The 18,555-nt window shown below is 37.9% G+C and carries 17 protein-coding genes and 1 tRNA gene; 8 read left to right on the top strand and 10 right to left on the bottom strand.

From position 1 onward, the window contains the following. Positions 1–22: 22 nt before the first annotated feature. The 7 genes from AC1M9M_RS10450 to AC1M9M_RS10480 all read right to left on the bottom strand — a co-directional run bounded on the left by AC1M9M_RS10450 (position 23) and on the right by AC1M9M_RS10480 (position 6,675). Positions 23–1,810 (bottom strand): cholesterol oxidase substrate-binding domain-containing protein, encoded by a 1,788-nt coding sequence (locus tag AC1M9M_RS10450; protein WP_481596290.1) that lies wholly within the window; start codon positions 1,808–1,810, stop codon positions 23–25. A gap of 94 nt (positions 1,811–1,904) precedes the next feature. Next, complete coding sequence (locus AC1M9M_RS10455; RefSeq protein WP_481596291.1) at positions 1,905–2,243, bottom strand: hypothetical protein; 339 nt, start codon at positions 2,241–2,243, stop codon at positions 1,905–1,907. Between the two features lie 297 nt (positions 2,244–2,540). Further along, a complete protein-coding gene (locus AC1M9M_RS10460) occupies positions 2,541–2,759 on the bottom strand; it encodes a hypothetical protein (protein WP_481596292.1) in 219 nt (72 codons plus the stop codon). 112 nt (positions 2,760–2,871) lie between these two features. Continuing rightward, on the bottom strand, positions 2,872–3,384 hold the full coding sequence (locus AC1M9M_RS10465; protein WP_481596293.1) for a hypothetical protein: 513 nt from the start codon (positions 3,382–3,384) through the stop codon (positions 2,872–2,874). Positions 3,385–3,509: 125 nt separating this feature from the next. After that, complete coding sequence (locus AC1M9M_RS10470; RefSeq protein WP_481596294.1) at positions 3,510–4,418, bottom strand: AEC family transporter; 909 nt, start codon at positions 4,416–4,418, stop codon at positions 3,510–3,512. 140 nt (positions 4,419–4,558) lie between these two features. Further along, positions 4,559–5,278: an HAD family hydrolase gene (locus AC1M9M_RS10475; RefSeq protein ID WP_481596295.1), complete on the bottom strand. Its 720-nt coding sequence runs from the start codon at positions 5,276–5,278 to the stop codon at positions 4,559–4,561. Positions 5,279–5,388: 110 nt separating this feature from the next. After that, positions 5,389–6,675, bottom strand: a complete 1,287-nt coding sequence (locus AC1M9M_RS10480) for an MFS transporter (RefSeq protein ID WP_481596296.1) — start codon at positions 6,673–6,675, stop codon at positions 5,389–5,391. Positions 6,676–6,812: 137 nt separating this feature from the next. Between AC1M9M_RS10480 and AC1M9M_RS10485 the strand changes: the two genes are divergently transcribed. The 5 genes from AC1M9M_RS10485 to putP all read left to right on the top strand — a co-directional run bounded on the left by AC1M9M_RS10485 (position 6,813) and on the right by putP (position 11,532). Next, positions 6,813–7,430 (top strand): lysophospholipid acyltransferase family protein, encoded by a 618-nt coding sequence (locus AC1M9M_RS10485; protein WP_481596297.1) that lies wholly within the window; start codon positions 6,813–6,815, stop codon positions 7,428–7,430. A 74-nt stretch (positions 7,431–7,504) separates the two neighbouring features. Continuing rightward, on the top strand, positions 7,505–8,434 hold the full coding sequence (locus AC1M9M_RS10490) for a patatin-like phospholipase family protein (protein ID WP_481596348.1): 930 nt from the start codon (positions 7,505–7,507) through the stop codon (positions 8,432–8,434). An 86-nt stretch (positions 8,435–8,520) separates the two neighbouring features. Further along, positions 8,521–8,994, top strand: a complete 474-nt coding sequence (locus AC1M9M_RS10495; RefSeq protein ID WP_481596298.1) for an NfeD family protein — start codon at positions 8,521–8,523, stop codon at positions 8,992–8,994. A 24-nt stretch (positions 8,995–9,018) separates the two neighbouring features. Then, positions 9,019–9,873, top strand: a complete 855-nt coding sequence (locus AC1M9M_RS10500; RefSeq protein WP_035268029.1) for an SPFH domain-containing protein — start codon at positions 9,019–9,021, stop codon at positions 9,871–9,873. A gap of 168 nt (positions 9,874–10,041) precedes the next feature. Continuing rightward, positions 10,042–11,532: a sodium/proline symporter PutP gene (gene putP, locus AC1M9M_RS10505; protein WP_481596299.1), complete on the top strand. Its 1,491-nt coding sequence runs from the start codon at positions 10,042–10,044 to the stop codon at positions 11,530–11,532. A 35-nt stretch (positions 11,533–11,567) separates the two neighbouring features. Here the strand turns inward: putP and AC1M9M_RS10510 are convergent, their stop codons facing one another. The 3 genes from AC1M9M_RS10510 to prpF all read right to left on the bottom strand — a co-directional run bounded on the left by AC1M9M_RS10510 (position 11,568) and on the right by prpF (position 15,000). Beyond that, positions 11,568–12,479: a polyprenyl synthetase family protein gene (locus AC1M9M_RS10510; protein ID WP_092767007.1), complete on the bottom strand. Its 912-nt coding sequence runs from the start codon at positions 12,477–12,479 to the stop codon at positions 11,568–11,570. 136 nt (positions 12,480–12,615) lie between these two features. Further along, positions 12,616–13,578, bottom strand: a complete 963-nt coding sequence (locus AC1M9M_RS10515; protein ID WP_481596300.1) for a GGDEF domain-containing protein — start codon at positions 13,576–13,578, stop codon at positions 12,616–12,618. Between the two features lie 234 nt (positions 13,579–13,812). Continuing rightward, the gene (gene prpF, locus AC1M9M_RS10520; RefSeq protein ID WP_180028094.1) at positions 13,813–15,000 is read right to left on the bottom strand and encodes a 2-methylaconitate cis-trans isomerase PrpF; all 1,188 of its coding nucleotides are present in this window, start codon (positions 14,998–15,000) and stop codon (positions 13,813–13,815) included. 322 nt (positions 15,001–15,322) lie between these two features. Here prpF and AC1M9M_RS10525 point away from each other — a divergent pair, with 322 nt between their 5' ends. The 3 genes from AC1M9M_RS10525 to AC1M9M_RS10535 all read left to right on the top strand — a co-directional run bounded on the left by AC1M9M_RS10525 (position 15,323) and on the right by AC1M9M_RS10535 (position 18,324). Beyond that, positions 15,323–16,672: an amino acid permease gene (locus AC1M9M_RS10525; protein ID WP_180028093.1), complete on the top strand. Its 1,350-nt coding sequence runs from the start codon at positions 15,323–15,325 to the stop codon at positions 16,670–16,672. 70 nt (positions 16,673–16,742) lie between these two features. Continuing rightward, positions 16,743–16,818, top strand: a tRNA-Arg gene (locus tag AC1M9M_RS10530). Between the two features lie 219 nt (positions 16,819–17,037). Continuing rightward, on the top strand, positions 17,038–18,324 hold the full coding sequence (locus AC1M9M_RS10535) for an OmpP1/FadL family transporter (protein ID WP_179998572.1): 1,287 nt from the start codon (positions 17,038–17,040) through the stop codon (positions 18,322–18,324). The last annotated feature ends 231 nt before the right edge of the window (positions 18,325–18,555 follow it).

An 18,555-nucleotide genomic window follows, 5' to 3' on the forward strand; every position in this document is an offset into this window, starting at 1 on the left:
AAAACGAAGCGTTAATCTCGCTTTATTTCAAAACTCGATTGACTAAAGGTGCTGTGAACAAAGCATGAGGATCATATTGCTTTAAAATATGACTACTCGACTGAATGGTTAAATGATTAGATTGACCCTGAGCATGGACGCGTGGAATTTCGTAATCGATATAAGTTGAACTATCCCAAGCTTTTTGATTGGTATAGCCCCACCCTTTAGACCATTCTGGTCGCATCAAAGAATCACCTTGATAACGTTGTGACATCCACTCCTCAACTTCTGTGTAAAATTGCGCTGAGAATGGCGTACCTGGCAAGGTTAAAATATCAAACCAAACGGCACAGTCCCATTCAGGATGATCAGGACAAGGTTTAATGGCTGATAATGCTGCTGTTTGAGCGCCGCGAACAATTGAATCTTCTGCATGATCCAAGCCCGTAACTCGAATTTCAACAGGTCCATTCATTGGGAAGCGATCCAATTTTTGATATTGCTTCATCTTAATGCCGTAATAATCACAAAAATCAGCAATAACCCGTTGAACGTTTGCACGACTGGTAATGACAGCATAGCCATTTGCCGTAACACGCAAAGTTGTTGGTTTGACATACAGTAAAACGTTTTTTGACGTCCCCCATAAATCATAAGTTTGAGTAGAAGCCAAACCACCAGTCAAAATCGTCGTTATTCCAGATAATGGCGTACCATTTAAACCTAGTTTAGAGATTTCATACTGAGTAAAACCGAAGGTTGGCGTGAGATAAGTACTTTTATTGACGATGATTTTATGAATCAAATCAGTAATAGGTTTGATTAAATTATCTGAGAACCAATAATTGAATGGTTTGACTGTCTGTCGAGCAGTCAAAGGACGATACGGAGTAACAGTCCAAACTTTTAACCAAGGATAATCGGTGAACGGAAACCAAATTGCTTCTGCACGACCAGATTTATCCAGGAAATGAGAGAAGGTACGTCCAGCATGCTTATCTGGAGCAAATAGCTCATTGATATGAATGTCGGTATAGCTTTCACAACGAATATATTGATTTTTTGACGTTTGTAATTGTGCAGATAAAATAAATGCACGACCTATATGAACTAAAAATGCACGAATTTCAGGATCATTTCGCAGGAAGGTTTTTGCAACGTATCGACCTTCTCGTTGGTCGAAAACAGCAGCAGTGATCGATACCACTAAATTGCTGATCGAACCATAAGTTTGACCTTCTTGTTTTATTTCCCCTACGGCAGGTACACCTGTGCCATGACCATCGATGGCCAACACACCACCCAAAGTTAAATCTCCAGGTGCTGGTACTGCCACAAATCCACGATTACGGTATTCCATTGCGGTTAACAATGCTTCCATTTGAATGCCTGCTTCGGCAGTCACAATACCGTTTGCATCAATACTTACTTTGTTGATATGCGTTGGCATATCAATCAATAAAATTTTAGTAATCGTGTCTTGATCATCCAACAATAAAGGTGACCAATTATGAGACATCCCTTTGGCTCTGACTTTATAACCATTTTGGTGAGCCCAATTAATCGCTTTTAAAACTTGTTCTTGATTTCTGGGTGATGCTGTCCATGCATTTTCATAACGAGATTCCCCAGACCAATTTTCATATTCCTGTTTAAAAATTGAGATTTCAGTTGGGAAATTTACTAATCTTTCTTGTAAAGGAAAAAACCAAGCCTCTGCCTTTTGTGTTGGGAACCATGCTGAAACAGCACCAACAGCAGCTAAGCTACCCATTGTTTTTAGAAAGTTTCTTTTATCGTGATCTATTTGTTCTGAAGAATTCTGCATTGTTATAGCCACCAAAAGTTTAGCTTTATTATTTCTGTTACTGAAAGCAGACAAGTACTCATGACCAGTCTGCCTTTAACACTTTATTTAAAACTTATGAGAGCCAAGCACGAACGCCATTCAAAGTCGGAAGAAGTTTATATTGACCTTCTGCCTTTTCTTTTTCGTAATGGTTTGGAGTTTCATCTATATCGCCACCAAGTGCACGACCTAGACCAATTAATGTTTTTGATGCCACTAAACCAGTAGTATCAGCAGCTTGGTGTACTAGCCCTAAACCTACTGCACTAAATACAACACCAACTGATGAAATCAGTTTTGAATTAAGTGTTTGATTGAATAAGTTCACACCGTGGATGATTGAGTCACCAATCAACGTTCCAGCACCAGATACTTCATTGATTTCTTCTTGCTTTAATTCAACTAAGCTCATGATTAAAACCTCGTTATAAAGAATTTATGTTAAATACACCTAACTTTTGTTAAGCATTTTTTAATATACAGGATGAAATATGTAGTATTAATGACAAACAACTAACGTTATTTAATTATTTTGTGATTTATTTAACATTATTTAAGATAATCTAGTCGACTATTTTTATCGAAAATAACTGTTCAATTTCAAATCATAGATACATTATTGGCCCGTTCATCACCATTGATAGAATATTTAGGAGCATTACAGACATGGCAATAAAAAACTAAATTTTAAGGTCTATTTTAGAAGGTCTTAATATTTACTAATCCAAAATACACCATGATCATCATGAGCAATAGCACTTGAAAAGTCAGCACCAAGACAAAGCAAAACTGAATACAAAGCAATAAGTATGGTTGTATAACTGTCATAGGGGGTCATAGTATCTGCAGCAATTCCGATAAAGAATCCTAATACAGCGGGCAGATTAAAAAAGTATCCCAGTGCAATGTCCGAGTAGAACAACACCATGGTTGATGGTAAAAGAAAAAACCGATTTAAGTCTGTTACTTAAATCGGTTTTCAGTCAGTTGATTCACTGAACTAAGTTTTCAATTTTTTGTTTAATTTGAATAATAAGGTATTAACGACCATAGATTTCTAAAAGTTTATCTAAAGTTGCTTGATAATGAATGTTGATGTCTTCAGCTAAAATAGCATACGCATTATCTAACTGAACCATTGGCCAGCCTTCTTTCCAAAAAGGAAAAATATTGTGTAGATCATGCGTTACGATTGCTTCTTCACGTGTAATCGCCTGTGCAACCTGCGATAAAACTTGTGCCGTTTCAGCACCATCAATCTCAAGATAATCAATACCACGCGCTTTAAGAATACGAATTCTGTCTTTTTTATATTTAATTTTTTTTGCTTGTGCTTCATTTAAGCCTAGCGCAAGTGTCACTGCTTCAACAAACTTTTCTTCGAATGATTGATGTAATGCAACCAAGGCTTTTTTATGTGCTTCCTGACGCCCCTCTTTACCACCACTTCGAATCAGTTTATTCGCCTCAACATTAAGTTCGTCAGATTTCATTGACTGCAAAATATCTAAAATTTCGATATCACTTAAAGATTCAGCATTGTGGTGTGTCATGGGAGTACTTCAATTCAACTTAATCTTGCATTTTCTCATAATTCAACACAAATACATAATCTAATTCAAATTGAATCGATAAGCTTTCAAATGATTCTAAATATTTGGAATTATACTTCTGAGTTTTAGTGCAATATGAAAGTCAAAACGATGGGTAGTGTGATTGCAGCACCGATAATTTGCAGACTAATTATGCCAGCCATTAATTGACTGTCACCACCCAATACTTTCGTCAGAATATATGCAGCTGAAGCCGTTGGTAATGCAAAATATAAAATAAAGATTTGCGTCTCTAAAGCATTGAAGCCCAGCATTTTACAGACCAACCAAGCCAAAATCGGCATTAAACATAAACGCGATAGCGTGTTGATCATTAGCGGAAAAGATTCTTTTTTAAGAGCCACAAATTGCAATGCAGCACCGACACACATTAGTCCCATAGGTAAGCTACATATCGCAAGTTGGTAAATTAATGACTCTGCACCTTTCCATAATGGCAGCCCGGATACATTGTAGAGCACCCCAACCAAGCAACCTAAAATTAAAGGATTTTTGAGTAGCGATATAATCACTGCTCGAAAATTCATATTTTCATGATCGGTCAGTGCCAATACCGAGATGATATTCACAACAGGAATACTGATCGCCAACAGTAATGCAAAAATCGTCATGCCTTCTGCTGGAAAAAGCGAAGCAACAACTGCTAAACCAATATAGGTATTAAAACGTACATTACTTTGAACATAGACTCCAAATCTTCGTGTTGGGGTCTGAAAAATTCTTTTTAGAATATATAAAACAGCACAAGCAATTGGAAAGACCACGAGTAAAATGACTAAAATTTTACTCACCATCTCCATATGAATATCAGCTTGAGCCAAATTACCAAAAAGCATGGCAGGAAAAAAAACAAAATAGTTAAGTTTCTCTGCACCCGCCCAAAACTCGTCTGTTAAATACGATTTCTGTTTAAGAAAATATCCAATTAATATGAGCCCTATCAGCGGCACTAAGGATAAAACAATGCTGTACATAAATGATGAGCCTAATCGAGTGCAGATCGCTCAGTCCTAATACGCTCAATCAACCACAGTGGTTTATTGCATGCATTTTGAACTGATCATTTTATATTACACTGCATCAAGCTGATCGTCTCAAAAATTCATCATTTACATCATGCATTGACTTGTTTTTTATACGCTAAAATTTCAGGCAAAGTCTGAATTGTTTTATTTAACGGCGGTTGATGTTCAGCTAAGGATTGGTGAAACCCCGCCAAATATAGTCCATCTAATCCAGCCTGAGTAGCACCCCAATAATCATTCACTGGATGATCACCAACATAAAGACAATGGTCAGGTGCAATTCCTAATTGTTGACAAGTCATATGAAATATTTCTGCTTGAGGCTTTGACACACCTGCCTTCTCAGAACTCATGATCACATCAAAATAATGCGCGATTCCTAGACCTTCGATAATTTTGTGTCGAGTGAAATGTCCTCCATTCGAAATGATTGCCAACTTAAATCCTTCGCTTCTAAGCTGATCAAGCGTCTGAATAGCATTTGGCATCATGACTGCGTTTAGTCCAAATTGATTAAACCAATAGTCACTTAATTCATCTAATTCTGGTGCTTTTTTCCATTTCAACTGCTTGAGTAATGCATGAGCAACTGAACCACCAATGGTAGGTTCAGTCATTCTTTCTCGGATGGGATAGCCACCATGATCAATATATCGAATCGTTTCGAGAATCTCAGCTTGCGCAGACGAGGCAGATTGATCGATTTGCTGTTTATAAGTATTAAATAATGCCCGACTAAAAGTTTGAACACTTAAATCTCGGTGTGTCAGTGTATTGTCCAAATCAAAAATAACAGCTTGAATTTTCATAGTGCTCAGAGGAGTGTATTCATTTGCCCATGCTATCAACTCTCCGCAATCTCGATTATTCCTTTTTATTTCATCCTAAGCATGAAAATGAATAAAAGATAGATTACAGACTAATTCCATTGATGTTTGTTTTGAACTGTATACCGACTCCATACTAAAATTGGTATGAACAAAAATAATCCTAATATACAGATCAAAATGAGATATGAGGTATAACCAAGCCAATCGCCTAATATGCCACTCAAGGTATACAGTGCTCCCGCAATGGAAGCCATCAATGCGACTTGGAAAGTAAAATCTGTTCCTGCAAATTCTTTCCGACTGTATTGCATCACCAAGGTTAGAATAATCACCAATAACATCGCAGCGAACATATCTTCTAAAGCATTGATGATATAGATCCACACGACGTTCAATTCAGAAGGTCGCGCCTCATAATGCGATAACCATGCAAATCCAATGAGACTCAATAATTTAAGCAGTGAAAAAGTAATTAAAGCACTTTGACGCGAATCAAACCTAAGTAGCCAACCTGCAATACCTGCTCCGATCAAAGCAGCAAATGCTCCAAGCATGGTCACATTGACACCAATTTGCGTCTTAGATAGTCCTAAATCGACCAACAATGGTTTAAGAATAGGTCCAGACAAACCATCCGTCACTTTAATGCTACACAATACAAAAAACCAAAGTCTGAGTTCTCGATTTTGAAAAAAATAATTTAAGTAATGACTTAAAGCTTTCACGAAACTTTGAGTTTTAGATGATGAATCATCATCTCGATGATTATTGATGCTTTGTGAAGCATGTTGAGGCTCACGATACAATAATACGGGTAGCGTATTAAATGCCACCAAAACAGCCAAGCATAAAAAAGTGGTTTGCCATGTCAATGCATCTAATACCCACAATATCGCACCGCCTCCCACAATAAAGCCCAATCTTGAACCAATCACTTGGAACATATTGCCTAGATGCTGTTGTTCACCTTTTAAAATATTCACAGCTAAGCCATCGGTTGCTATATCTTGAGTCGCTCCGATACTGTTCATTATCAACAGTGCCACGAAAAATCCAAAGAGATATTGAGGTTGATTCAGTGATTGAATGGGGATAAATGATAAGATAACCAGCGTAATCATTGTGAGTAACTGAGTGGGTATAATCCAACTGCGGTAATGCCCTTGATTGAACAAATGATGGCGATCAACCAATGGAGCCCATAAAACTTTGAGTGCCCACGGAGCCATCAGCAATCCAAATCCACCAATATGCGTTAAGGAAACACCTTCAGCACGCAGAATCACGGGCAAAGCATGTGTCATAAATCCTACTGGCAATCCTTGCGCCCAATAGAGTGAAAATAAAAGAACATACATTTTGGTATTTGGTGACATGAAAGAGGTGTCCTGCAACTGATGTCTTCTTAATCAATTCGTATTGAGATGTCCTTGTCACTTGATTCTTATTCTGCCAATGTATCTCATACACAAGGTCTTTATAATAAGTTTAAAAAGCATTTATACAACGCACAATGAACAATAGATTTCCAAAATTACCATCACAAGTTCCTCAACGCGGTTCAAAGTTGAGTCGAGCAGCGTTCAAACAGCTTTATCTTCGACAAGGCTGGTCTTTTGAAGGAGAATTTCCAAATTTTCCCAAAGCTGTCGCAATTGTGTCCCCGCATACATCAAATTATGATGGACTGTATGCCTTTCTCGCGATGCTTGGCATTGGCATTGAAGTCACAATCTTTGGAAAAGATAGTCTGTTCAAATCTCCACTCAAACATTTACTCAAATGGATCGGGGTGATTCCGGTAAAACGTGATACCCCCCAAGGCTTGACTCAACAAATTGTTCAAGCTATTCATGAACGAGATAAAATTTGGGTGGCAATGGCACCTGAAGGTACACGAAAAAGTGCTAAAAACATTCGCAGCGGTTTTTATCACATTGCCTTAGGTGCAAATATACCAGTGGTAATGTTTGCATTTGACTATGATCATAAAGTCATACGATGTTTAGGAAGCCTTGAAATGACGGGAGACTATGAATCTGATCTGCACAAAATATTAGAATATTATCGTGGAAAAATTTCTCCTAAAAATATAAGTCGTTTAGCATTACCCTTTAAAGAACTTTTGTAAAAATGCTAGAAAAATAGACAGCAATCTGTTGAGATATGCCTAAAATTTTGACACTTTTTAGCAGATTAATGTCTATGTCATTGCTCCTCAATCTTCCCAAAATCAGCTTCATTGGCCTGAGTTTATTGGCGCTATCAGGCTGTAACTCTACTGTAAAAAATCCTACACAATCCACTCATATTCAAGCACGCGAGCCAGTGATCGCCATTGCTCTAGGCGGTGGTGGTGCAAAAGGTTTTGCGCATATTGGTGTATTAAAGGTTTTAGAATCTCATGGTATAAAACCCAAAATTGTTACGGGTACAAGTGCTGGAAGTTTTGTCGGTAGTATTTATGCTTCAGGCAAATCTCCCTATCAACTACAGCAAATTGCACTTCAGCTGAAAGAGTCCGATATTCGTGATTTAACTTTAAATCGACAGGGTGTGGTCCTCGGTCAAAAGCTCCAAGATTATGTCAATCGACAGGTTGGGAACAAACCGATTGAACAATTCCCGATTCGATTTGCTGCAGTTGCCACACGTTTAGATAATGGTAAACGCGCTGATTTCGTCAAAGGTAATACAGGTCAAGCCGTAAGAGCGTCATGTAGTATCCCTAACGTCTTTGTTCCAACAACAATTGGCAAAACCAAATATGTTGATGGTGGACTCGTGAGTCCAATTCCAGTTCAAACTGCCAAAAATATGGGTGCAGATATTGTGATAGCAGTTGATATTTCTGCACGCCCTGCAGGCAATAAGCCGATGAGCATGTGGGGACTGTTGGATCAAACGATTAATATTATGGGTCAACAAAGTATCAATACTGAACTCAATGCAGCTACAGTCGTGATTCAGCCAAAAGTTGGCCATTTAGGAACTTTGGATTTGAAAGCCAGCAATGAGGCAATACTTGAAGGTGAGAAAGCAGCGCAACTGAAAATTAAATCAATAGATACCGCAATTGCCAATTTCAAAAAATCTCCTGCTGCTTTCAAACCTGCACCAACAGCTCGCTTTTAAGCATTTTTTATAGGCTTCTCTGCCCTAGTCTGTTATCTTGATATAGATGTTTTCGTCTATAACAAGATAACGATTAGAGTAGATGTATGGACTTATTGATTGAACCTTGGCATTGGTTTGTATTAGGTATTTTGCTCATCCTGTCTGAGCTCATTTTACCGGCCTTTGCTGCACTGTGGTTTGGTATAGCTGCAGTCATTATTAGCATACTGGTGTGGCTATTTCCTTCTATGGGGCTTCCAGCTCAAATTATTTTATGGGTTGTCCTATCGATTTCATGTACGGTGATTTGGTTTAAATTTATTAAACCACTTTCCGTTGATAAGACTAAAGCGGGGCTCTCACGTGAAGCGACAATCGGACAAGTTGGGATGGTGACTCAAATTGGTCATGAACCTGAATTAGTCAAAGTTCGGTTTCAGCTTCCAGTTCTCGGCTCTGACGAATGGAATTGCAGAACACTGAACCCTGTTCAGGTCGGTGATCGTGTCAGAGTTACAGATATTTTAGGTAATGAGCTGGTCGTTCAAGCGCACAGTAACCTCAACTCACCGTTATAAACAATAATTCTTAAAGGAGTAGAAATGTCTGGTTCAATTATTGCCATCGCATTTTTGGCATTCGTCGGGATCACTATTTTTAAAGGGGTTCGTATTGTTCCTCAAGGCTATAAATGGATCGTACAACGTCTGGGTAAATACCATACAACCTTAAGTCCAGGTCTAAACTTTGTGATTCCTTATGTTGATGAAGTCGCATATAAAGTCACGACAAAAGATATCGTTCTCGATATTCCATCTCAGGAAGTGATTACAAGAGATAACGCAGTTCTTTTAATGAACGCTGTTGCCTATATCAACATTACTACACCAGAAAAAGCAGTCTACGGTATCGAAAACTATACTTGGGCAATCCAAAACCTTGTCCAAACTTCTTTACGTTCAATCGTAGGTGAAATGGACTTGGATGATGCTTTATCTTCACGTGATCACATTAAAGCGAAGCTAAAAGCAGCAATTTCTGATGATATTTCAGATTGGGGAATTACGCTTAAAACGGTTGAAATCCAAGATATTCAACCATCAGGTACAATGCAATCCGCAATGGAAGCCCAAGCCGCAGCTGAACGTCAGCGTCGTGCGACAGTGACACGTGCTGATGGTGAAAAACAAGCTGCGATTCTTGAAGCTGAAGGTCGTCTTGAAGCATCACGTCGCGATGCTGAGGCTCAAGTTGTACTCGCTGAAGCTTCAGAAAAAGCCATTAATATGGTTACCAATGCTGTAGGCGACAAAGAGATCCCTGTCGCTTATCTACTTGGTGAACAATATGTAAAAGCAATGCAGGATATGGCTAAATCTAATAATGCTAAAACTGTGGTATTGCCTGCTGACATCATGAATACGATTCGTGGGGTAATGGGTCGTAATAATCCTTAAATCGCTCAAACACTCTTCAAAATTTAAAAAGGCAGCTTCGGCTGCCTTTGTTATTGATATGACTCAAGATTCAATTCTTCAGCATTTATTTTAAATTTATGGTTAAATTTCGCATCCTGAAAGATTGCATGAAAACAATCTATCGTCTAACTGCATCATGGAAATTGTATGAGCACCTTTGATCCCACCTTAATCACTTTCTTGTTCTATATTGTCGCCATGGTCGTGATTGGTTTAATCGCGTATCGAGCGACCACGAACTTTTCAGATTATATTTTGGGTGGACGACGCTTGGGAAGTTTTGTAACAGCCCTTTCAGCTGGTGCTTCTGACATGAGTGGCTGGTTACTTATGGGTTTGCCAGGTGCTATTTATCTTTCCGGTCTATCAGAAATGTGGATTGCAATTGGTTTAATTATTGGTGCATGGCTCAACTGGCTGTTAGTGGCAGGACGTCTCAGAGTTCATACTGAAGTTCAACACAATGCCCTTACACTCCCAGATTACTTTTCCAATCGTTTTAATGATCAGAAAAAAATTCTACGAATCGTTTCTGCATTTGTCATTTTAATCTTCTTTGCCATTTATTGTGCTTCAGGCATGGTGGCAGGCGCTCGATTATTTGAAAGTATGTTTGATCTTTCTTACAGCACTGCCCTTTGGATTAGTGCAATTGCAACGATCAGTTACGTTTTTATTGGTGGGTTCTTAGCTGTTTCTTGGACAGACACCATCCAAGCGGGATTAATGATTTTTGCCTTATTGCTTACCCCCATCGTGGCTTTACTGACTTTTTCCGATTTATCTCAAGTGAATCTAGCACTTGAAGCAGCGCGACCAGAAGCAAGCAGTTTAATGGGTAACTTAAGTACCGTCGCAATTATTTCATTACTGGCTTGGGGTTTAGGCTATTTCGGACAACCTCATATTCTCGTACGTTTTATGGCTGCTGATTCAGTTAAATCGATTCCTAATGCTCGTCGTATTGGTATGACTTGGATGATTCTGTGCCTTGGTGGTGCAGTGGCTGCTGGATATGTCGGTATTGCTTATTTTCAGCAAAATCCACAGTTCGCTAATATTGTGAATGCTAACCCTGAAACTGTATTTATGGAGTTAACGAAAGTTCTATTTAACCCATGGATCGCCGGCATTGTATTAGCTGCCATTTTGGCTGCGGTAATGAGTACATTGAGTTGTCAACTTCTTGTTTGTTCAAGCACTTTAACCGAAGATTTTTATAAATCTTTCATCCGTAAAACTGCTTCTCAAAAAGAACTGGTTTGGGTGGGTCGCTTGATGGTGCTACTGATTGCTTTACTTGCGATTGTTTTAGCGTCAAACCCTGAATCTAAAGTACTTGGTCTAGTTGCCTACGCTTGGGCAGGCTTTGGGGCAGCATTTGGCCCGCTCATTATTCTGTCTTTATTCTGGAAACGCATGACATTAAATGGCGCTTTGGCGGGGATGATCATTGGTGCAGTGACCGTTATTGTATGGAAAAATATTTGGGCTGATACTGGAATCTATGAAATCATTCCTGGCTTTATTTGCTCCCTCATCGCAATCATTGTTGTGAGTTTATTAGGTAAGCAACCGACCTCAGATGTTACTGACCGATTTGACGAAGCAGACCGATTATATAAAGCGACAAAATAACAAATGAAAAAGAGGACTTTCAGTCCTCTTTTTTTTTAACTTTTTCGAGCAAGTAAAAAAGCTGAAATCTGCTTAAGTTCAGATGCCGAATCACCAAAATAATCTAAAGCACTAATGGCTTGCTGATGAAGCTTATTTGCATATTCTTTTGCAGCATCTAAGCCCAATAAAGCTGGGTATGTTGATTTTTCTACAAGTTCATCTTTTCCAGCGGTCTTTCCAAGCGTTTCAGTATCCGAAACTATATCTAAAATATCATCTTGTACTTGAAATGCTAAACCTAATGCCTGACCAAATTCACGCAATTTCGGTATTCCTGCATCTACACCGTCCATCACTGTCACTGCTGACATCATGATTGCGGCCTGAATCAGTGCACCAGTTTTATTACGATGAATATTTTCCAATGCTTCCTGATCAATTTTCTTGCCTTCCGCTTGCAAATCTAGGACTTGACCACAAACCATCTTAGAAGATGATGTCGCCAATATCTGCATTTGCTTCAACACAATAGAAGGATCTACAGTGACTTGTGTATCAAAAAGGCGACTTCCTAAAACCTCAAATGCCATCGACTGCAAGATATCTCCCGCAAGCAGTGCTGTATCTTCACCATATGCAACATGGCAAGTTGGTTGACCACGACGCAACAAATCATTATCCATACATGGTAAGTCGTCATGAGCAAGTGAATAGCAATGAATTAACTCGACTGCAACTGCTGCACGTCGCACAGCAGCAAAATTTTTATGATCTTCACTTAATTCTGCTGTTGCATACGCTAAAGCTGGACGAACCCGTTTTCCACCTAACATGACTGCATGATTTACAGCACTTTTCAAAGGTTCTGGAATGAAAAATGCATCTAGGGCAATTTTCAGATCCTGTTGGATTTGCTGTTGAGCACGTTGTAATACTTCACTATTCACAGAGATATGTACTGTCACTGCCGTCTTTGAACCTCAAGTTATACCGTTTCATGTCGGTATATATAAAATTGTCCTTATTCTACAACCAATTGTGATTGCTACAAAACACAATGCTGATTTGTTTTATTTAGTGATAGGTTTAAATGAAGAGTGACTATTCGTCCAACACATGAATCGAGTTTCGACCCAATACATGTGCAATGTCAACAGCCCGATCTAAGGTTTCTAATATTTGCTTTTCTGAGTACATTTTCTGGCAATTAGGATGAAAAATCCCAATCGCACACGTGAGTACCTCATCCTCTTGAGGATCGAAATAAATTTTTTCACGGACCAATGTTTGTTTTAGGCGTTCAGCAATGGTGAGAATTTTCCAAGGAGTTGATTCTTGAATCACCAAGATAAAACTTGCAGAATTCAAACGATAGACTTCTGCTAAATCTTGATTCAACTCCTCTTTAATCAGAGATCCAATACGACTCAAAATTTCATCGCCAATGGTATAACTATTGAGCTGATTAAACTTTTTAAAATTTTCGACTTCAAACTTGATAAAAGAATAATTTTTCCGCTCTTGAATAAGGAAGCGATCTTTTAAAAACTGTTCAAATGCCAGCTTATTGTTCATCCCAGTCACAGGGTCCAAATATAGCTCTTCAAACAACCTTTTATTATTTTGGATCAAGACACGTTCACGTCTTTTCAATTTTGTTATATCTGCACATACGATCAACACGCAATCCAAAGAGGATGATTTATCTCTTAAAGCACTAAAATAAATTTGAAAAAAATGCCCTTTTGAATAGAACTCATTTTCAATTTTGTATAAGCGTGAATCATGTCGAAACAATTGCAGCGCATCTTGAAATAATTGGTAAACCGTCGTTGATACGAAACCTAATTTCTTTCCGAGTAAATAGAGTGCATCACTCTCATAGATATCAGCAAATAATTGATTTGCACTAATAAATACACCATCATGCTGAACTAGCGCCACAGGCACAGGGATTTTGGCAATCACAGATACCAAATCTAATTTATTTGTAGCATGAATTTGGTTTAGAAACTCTTGATCAATCTTGGGCGTATCCTGCTCAAAATTATTATCCTTCTTCATTGGTCTTTCTCATTTTAATTATTCGTGGAGCGAAGGCTATTCAGCAACTTAATTTTATGAATTCGGTGAATATAATCACGTTGACTTATTTCCTTAATATAACATGTCAAAATTGTCATAGTCTCAATTATTTATGAGTGAATCGTACTGTTAGTAATGCTTTCAGGCTAATTTAGTATACTTATCACATATTTTAAGCGCGTAAAAAAACCACTCGAAAGTGGTTTTTTCATATTAAAACGTATCGCCAGGAATTCGCACCCATCCTTCCATGAGTACTCGAGCACTGCGACTCATAATGGCCTTTTTTACAGTCCATTGATCATTAATTTTCTCGGCTTCAGCGCCCACTCTGAGTGTTCCAGAAGGATGCCCAAATCTGACTGATTTTTTTTCACCACCACCTGAGGCTAAATTGACTAATGTTCCAGGAATTGCAGCGGCGGTTCCAATCGCTACAGCTGCGGTTCCCATCATGGCATGGTGTAGTTTACCCATAGATAAAGCACGAACCGTCAAGTCGATCTCATCAGCGTGTACTGCTTTTCCGCTAGATGAGATGTAATTTTTAGGCGCAGATACAAATGCAATTTTAGGTGTATGCTGACGTTGAACCGCTTCATCAATATGCTGAATAATACCCATCTTTACAGCACCATAAGCACGAATTTTTTCAAACTTGGCCAAGGCCTCGACATCATTATTGATATGATCCTGAAGTTCAGTTCCTTCATACCCCAAGTCTGAAGCACACATAAAAATAGTTGGAATACCCGCATTAATCAGCGTCACCTGAAAGCGACCAATATCTGGGACTTCCAGCTCATCAACCACATTTCCTGTGGGAAACATGGCAGCCCCATCCTCTCCATCATCTGCGGGATCTAAAAATTCTATTTGCACCTCTGCAGCTGGAAATGTTACCCCATCAAGCTCGAAATCACCTGTTTCCTGAACATGACCATTTGTAATTGGGACATGCGCGATAATCGTTTTCTGGATATTGACCTGCCAAATCTTTACCGTACAAATCCCATTCTCTGGAATCTTTTCTGCACTCACGAGACCATTTGAAATCGCAAATGAGCCTACAGCAGCCGTAAGATTGCCACAATTACCACTCCAATCGACGAATGGTCGATCAATTGCAACCTGTCCAAAAAGATAATCTACATCATGATCAGATTGAGCGCTTTTAGAGAGAATGACTGTCTTACTGGTACTAGATGAAGCACCACCCATTCCATCAATTTGTTTGCCATAAGGATCAGGGCTTCCTATCACACGTAATAAGATTTGATCTCTTGCTTTACCTGGAACTTGAGCTTCTTTGGGTAAATCATTTAAGTTAAAGAAAACACCTTTACTCGTTCCTCCACGCATATAAGTGGCTGGAATTTTAATTTGTGGTGTTGAACTCATAGCTCATTCCTTCTCTTTTAATATTTGTTATCAATCGTGATTTTTAGTTCAATACAGTATAAATGATTTTTTATGTGGATATGAGCACTTAACACTATGGTATGAATTTCCATCAATTACGATAGATTAAATTTAATTCACTCTAACAAAAATAAACTCTAATAAAATTAAATGATTGATTAAAAAATAATTAAATCATTTTTCTATAATAATTTTATTTTATTTAAAACATAAAAAACATTCATGAACTCTGACGTACTAGGCTAATGCAATTTGATCTATTACAATCTTGTAACTTATTTCAATCGTCGGGCTGAATACTTTGAATAACAAGTCTTCACAACTTCAGCGTGGCTTAAAGAATCGTCATATCCAATTAATCGCTATGGGTGGTGCAATTGGTACAGGCTTATTTTTAGGTTCCGCACACGTGATCCAATCTGCCGGCCCATCTATTATTTTGGGTTATGCAATTGGTGGTTTAATCGCTTTTTTAATTATGCGCCAATTAGGCGAAATGATTGTTCATGAACCTGTTGCAGGATCATTTAGTCATTTTGCAAATAAATATTGGGGTAAGTTTCCTGGATTCCTAGCAGGTTGGAACTATTGGATTCTTTATATTTTGGTCGCGATGACCGAATTAACAGCTGTTGCAAAATATATTAACTATTGGTGGCCTCACATTCCTGCTTGGTCATCAGTTCTTTTCTTCTTTATTATCATTACCTTAGTTAACCTCTGTAATGTTAAATTTTATGGAGAATCAGAGTTTTGGCTGTCTATTATTAAAGTAGCAGCTGTCGTGTCGATGATTATCTTCGGTTTATTCTTGTTGTTTACAGCAGGATCTGACTCTACTGCATCATTCAGTAATCTTTGGACTCACGGTGGTTTCTTCCCTCATGGATTCGAAGGTTTATTCTTCATGTTGGCATTCCTGATGTTCGCCTTTGGTGGTATTGAACTGATTGGTATGGCGGCAGCTGAGGCTGAAAATCCAGAGAAAACGATTCCTAAAGCAATTAATCAAGTTGTTTTCCGTATTCTGATTTTCTATGTTGGGTCGCTTACAATTCTTCTTTCTTTAGTTCCATGGAATCAACTGCAACTTGGTGGTCTAGATAAAAGCCCATTCGTAATGATCTTCAGTCAACTGGGTATTGATTGGGCTGCTCACCTGCTCAATTTTATTATTTTGACTGCTGCGCTATCGGTATATAACAGTGGAATGTACGCGAATAGCCGTATGCTTTTTGGTTTAGCAAAACAAGGTAATGCCCCTAAAATTTTTGAAAAAACCAATAAACAAGGTGTACCTGTTCCAGCGGTATTGTTGTCAGCGGTGTTAATTTTCGGATGTGTTTTATTAAACTATTTCGCACCTGAAGATGCTTTAAGTAATTTAATTTATATTGTTGTTGGTGCTCTAGTACTTAACTGGGCGATGATTGCGTTGACTCACTTGAAATTTAAACAAGCGATGAAACAGTCGAATACCACTTCAAAATTTCCTGCTTTATGGTCACCAGCGAGTAACTATTTGGTTCTTGGGTTTATTCTTGTCGTGCTTTACATCATGTGGACTCAAGGCTTAAGCGGTGCTGTGATCATGATTCCGATCTGGATTATCCTGATGTTGGTATTATTTAAATTACTTTACCGAAAATAGTAAGACGCATTAGAAAAAGTTATTGCTAAGCAATAACTTTTTTCAAAAATTTATTTAATTAGATTAGTATGCGTCCTTAGCTTAACTGGATAGAGCAGTTGCCTCCTAAGTGACCGGCGTGGGTTCGAGTTCCGCAGGGCGCACCATTTTCTTAGATTAATACACTTATCAACAAATTGACCCAAAATAAAAAAAATAATGTCATTTCAGTCAAATTTTTGTTGCATCTCATTACCTTTATGATATGTTGTTTGTAGAGCAAAAAATAAACATTTAAGCATAAATCGTTTATTTATCAGCTCTTAAGGAAATAACTAAAAAAATTCTATTAAATTAAAAATTCAAATTATCTAAGGATAGATAACATGAAATTAAAAACCATCAGTGCATCTGTATTATTTGCTTTATTACCGATTTCTGGGGCTTATGCAGCCGCTATGGATCGCTCAGGTCAATCGATAGGAGCATTTTTACAACCAAATAACTACTTTGAAGCAGGTATCTCCATTATTGACCCTGATGTATCTGGAAAAAATCAATTGGGTCCAATTAGTGATATGGGTGATGATTATTATTTTCCAAGCGCAGCTTTGAAATTACAACTTAACGAAAATTTCTCTTTCGGTATTCTATATGATCAGCCATTTGGGGCATCTGCAACTTATACAGATGGTATGATTCCTGATGATGGAGCCTTAGGTAATCGGCCACTTGCAGGCACTAATGTAAAAGTTAATTCAAATAATATTACTGCTCTTTTCGGCTTTCAACCTAATGAACAATGGAACTTTTATGCAGGCGGTGTATATCAAGATGTGAGAGGCAACTTAACACTGTCTAGTATTGGTTATAATTCAACTTTTAAACGTGATGAAGGCTACGGTTGGTTAGCAGGAGCAGCTTTTCAAATACCAGAAATTGCATTAAAAGTGTCTTTGACTTATAGATCTGAAATTGATCATGAGCTTGACACTACTGAAAATTCAAATTTAGTCGTTGGTGTAATTAACAATCAAGTTGCAACAATTGATGGACTTGTGGCATTAGCAAACGGGACACTTACATTTGAGCAAGTGGTAAGTTCTCTGCCTATTTCTGCAGAAGATAAAGCTCAAGCATTAGCAGCAAATAGTTTACGAAACAAGTTACTTAATTCTGATTCAGAAAAAACTAAAATCTCCACACCTCAATCCGTTAATTTAGATTTCCAAACTGGCATTATGGCCAATACAGTTGCTTTTGCAAATGTACGATGGGTCGAATGGGGTGGCTATGGTATAGATATTGATAAATTTGGAAGTATTACCCAATTATTATCAGGCCAACGACAAAATATTATCGATTATGATAAAGACCAATGGTCTGCCACAGTTGGTGTTGGGCGAAAAATTAATGAAAAATGGGGTGGTGCTATTTCTGCCGGTTGGGATTCAGGTGCTGGTAATCCTGTAACTGCACTTGGTCCAACTGAAGGTTATTGGAATGTCGGATTAAGTGCACAGTTTAGCCCTACTCCAGCAACTTTTATCGGTGGAGGCGTCAAATATTTTTGGTTAGGAGATGCTGAAGCTCGTTCTGTTGGCAAATATGTCGGTAATTTTGAAGATAACAATGCTTGGGCATATGGTTTAAAAATGGGTTATCGTTTCTAAATGCCATTTATTTTTCAAAAGAGCACTTTAGTGCTCTTTTTTTATTTAATCATGAATACCGTTGACTGACTGTATAGTTCATTTATAAATTAACGATAAGATAGTATGACTCAAAGTTAAATAATTCATAAATTCAATAATTTATATAAAAATAAAATTCCTATTATTTTTATCAGAATTAAAATTCAATTATAAATTTATTTCCTTAGAGTATTTACTCTGATTCTTAAT

The organism is Acinetobacter sp. ANC_7503 (genome assembly GCF_056780035.1).

Bases quoted from the DNA above. Each gene is read 5' to 3' on its own strand.
- AC1M9M_RS10450 (WP_481596290.1), bottom strand. From the start codon at position 1,810: ATGCAGAATTCTTCAGAACAAATAGATCACGATAAAAGAAACTTTCTA.
- AC1M9M_RS10455 (WP_481596291.1), bottom strand. From the start codon at position 2,243: ATGAGCTTAGTTGAATTAAAGCAAGAAGAAATCAATGAAGTATCTGGT.
- AC1M9M_RS10460 (WP_481596292.1), bottom strand. From the start codon at position 2,759: ATGGTGTTGTTCTACTCGGACATTGCACTGGGATACTTTTTTAATCTG.
- AC1M9M_RS10465 (WP_481596293.1), bottom strand. From the start codon at position 3,384: ATGACACACCACAATGCTGAATCTTTAAGTGATATCGAAATTTTAGAT.
- AC1M9M_RS10470 (WP_481596294.1), bottom strand. From the start codon at position 4,418: ATGTACAGCATTGTTTTATCCTTAGTGCCGCTGATAGGGCTCATATTA.
- AC1M9M_RS10475 (WP_481596295.1), bottom strand. From the start codon at position 5,278: ATGAAAATTCAAGCTGTTATTTTTGATTTGGACAATACACTGACACAC.
- AC1M9M_RS10480 (WP_481596296.1), bottom strand. From the start codon at position 6,675: ATGTCACCAAATACCAAAATGTATGTTCTTTTATTTTCACTCTATTGG.
- AC1M9M_RS10485 (WP_481596297.1), top strand. From the start codon at position 6,813: ATGAACAATAGATTTCCAAAATTACCATCACAAGTTCCTCAACGCGGT.
- AC1M9M_RS10490 (WP_481596348.1), top strand. From the start codon at position 7,505: ATGTCATTGCTCCTCAATCTTCCCAAAATCAGCTTCATTGGCCTGAGT.
- AC1M9M_RS10495 (WP_481596298.1), top strand. From the start codon at position 8,521: ATGGACTTATTGATTGAACCTTGGCATTGGTTTGTATTAGGTATTTTG.
- AC1M9M_RS10500 (WP_035268029.1), top strand. From the start codon at position 9,019: ATGTCTGGTTCAATTATTGCCATCGCATTTTTGGCATTCGTCGGGATC.
- putP (WP_481596299.1), top strand. From the start codon at position 10,042: ATGAGCACCTTTGATCCCACCTTAATCACTTTCTTGTTCTATATTGTC.
- AC1M9M_RS10515 (WP_481596300.1), bottom strand. From the start codon at position 13,578: ATGAAGAAGGATAATAATTTTGAGCAGGATACGCCCAAGATTGATCAA.
- prpF (WP_180028094.1), bottom strand. From the start codon at position 15,000: ATGAGTTCAACACCACAAATTAAAATTCCAGCCACTTATATGCGTGGA.
- AC1M9M_RS10535 (WP_179998572.1), top strand. From the start codon at position 17,038: ATGAAATTAAAAACCATCAGTGCATCTGTATTATTTGCTTTATTACCG.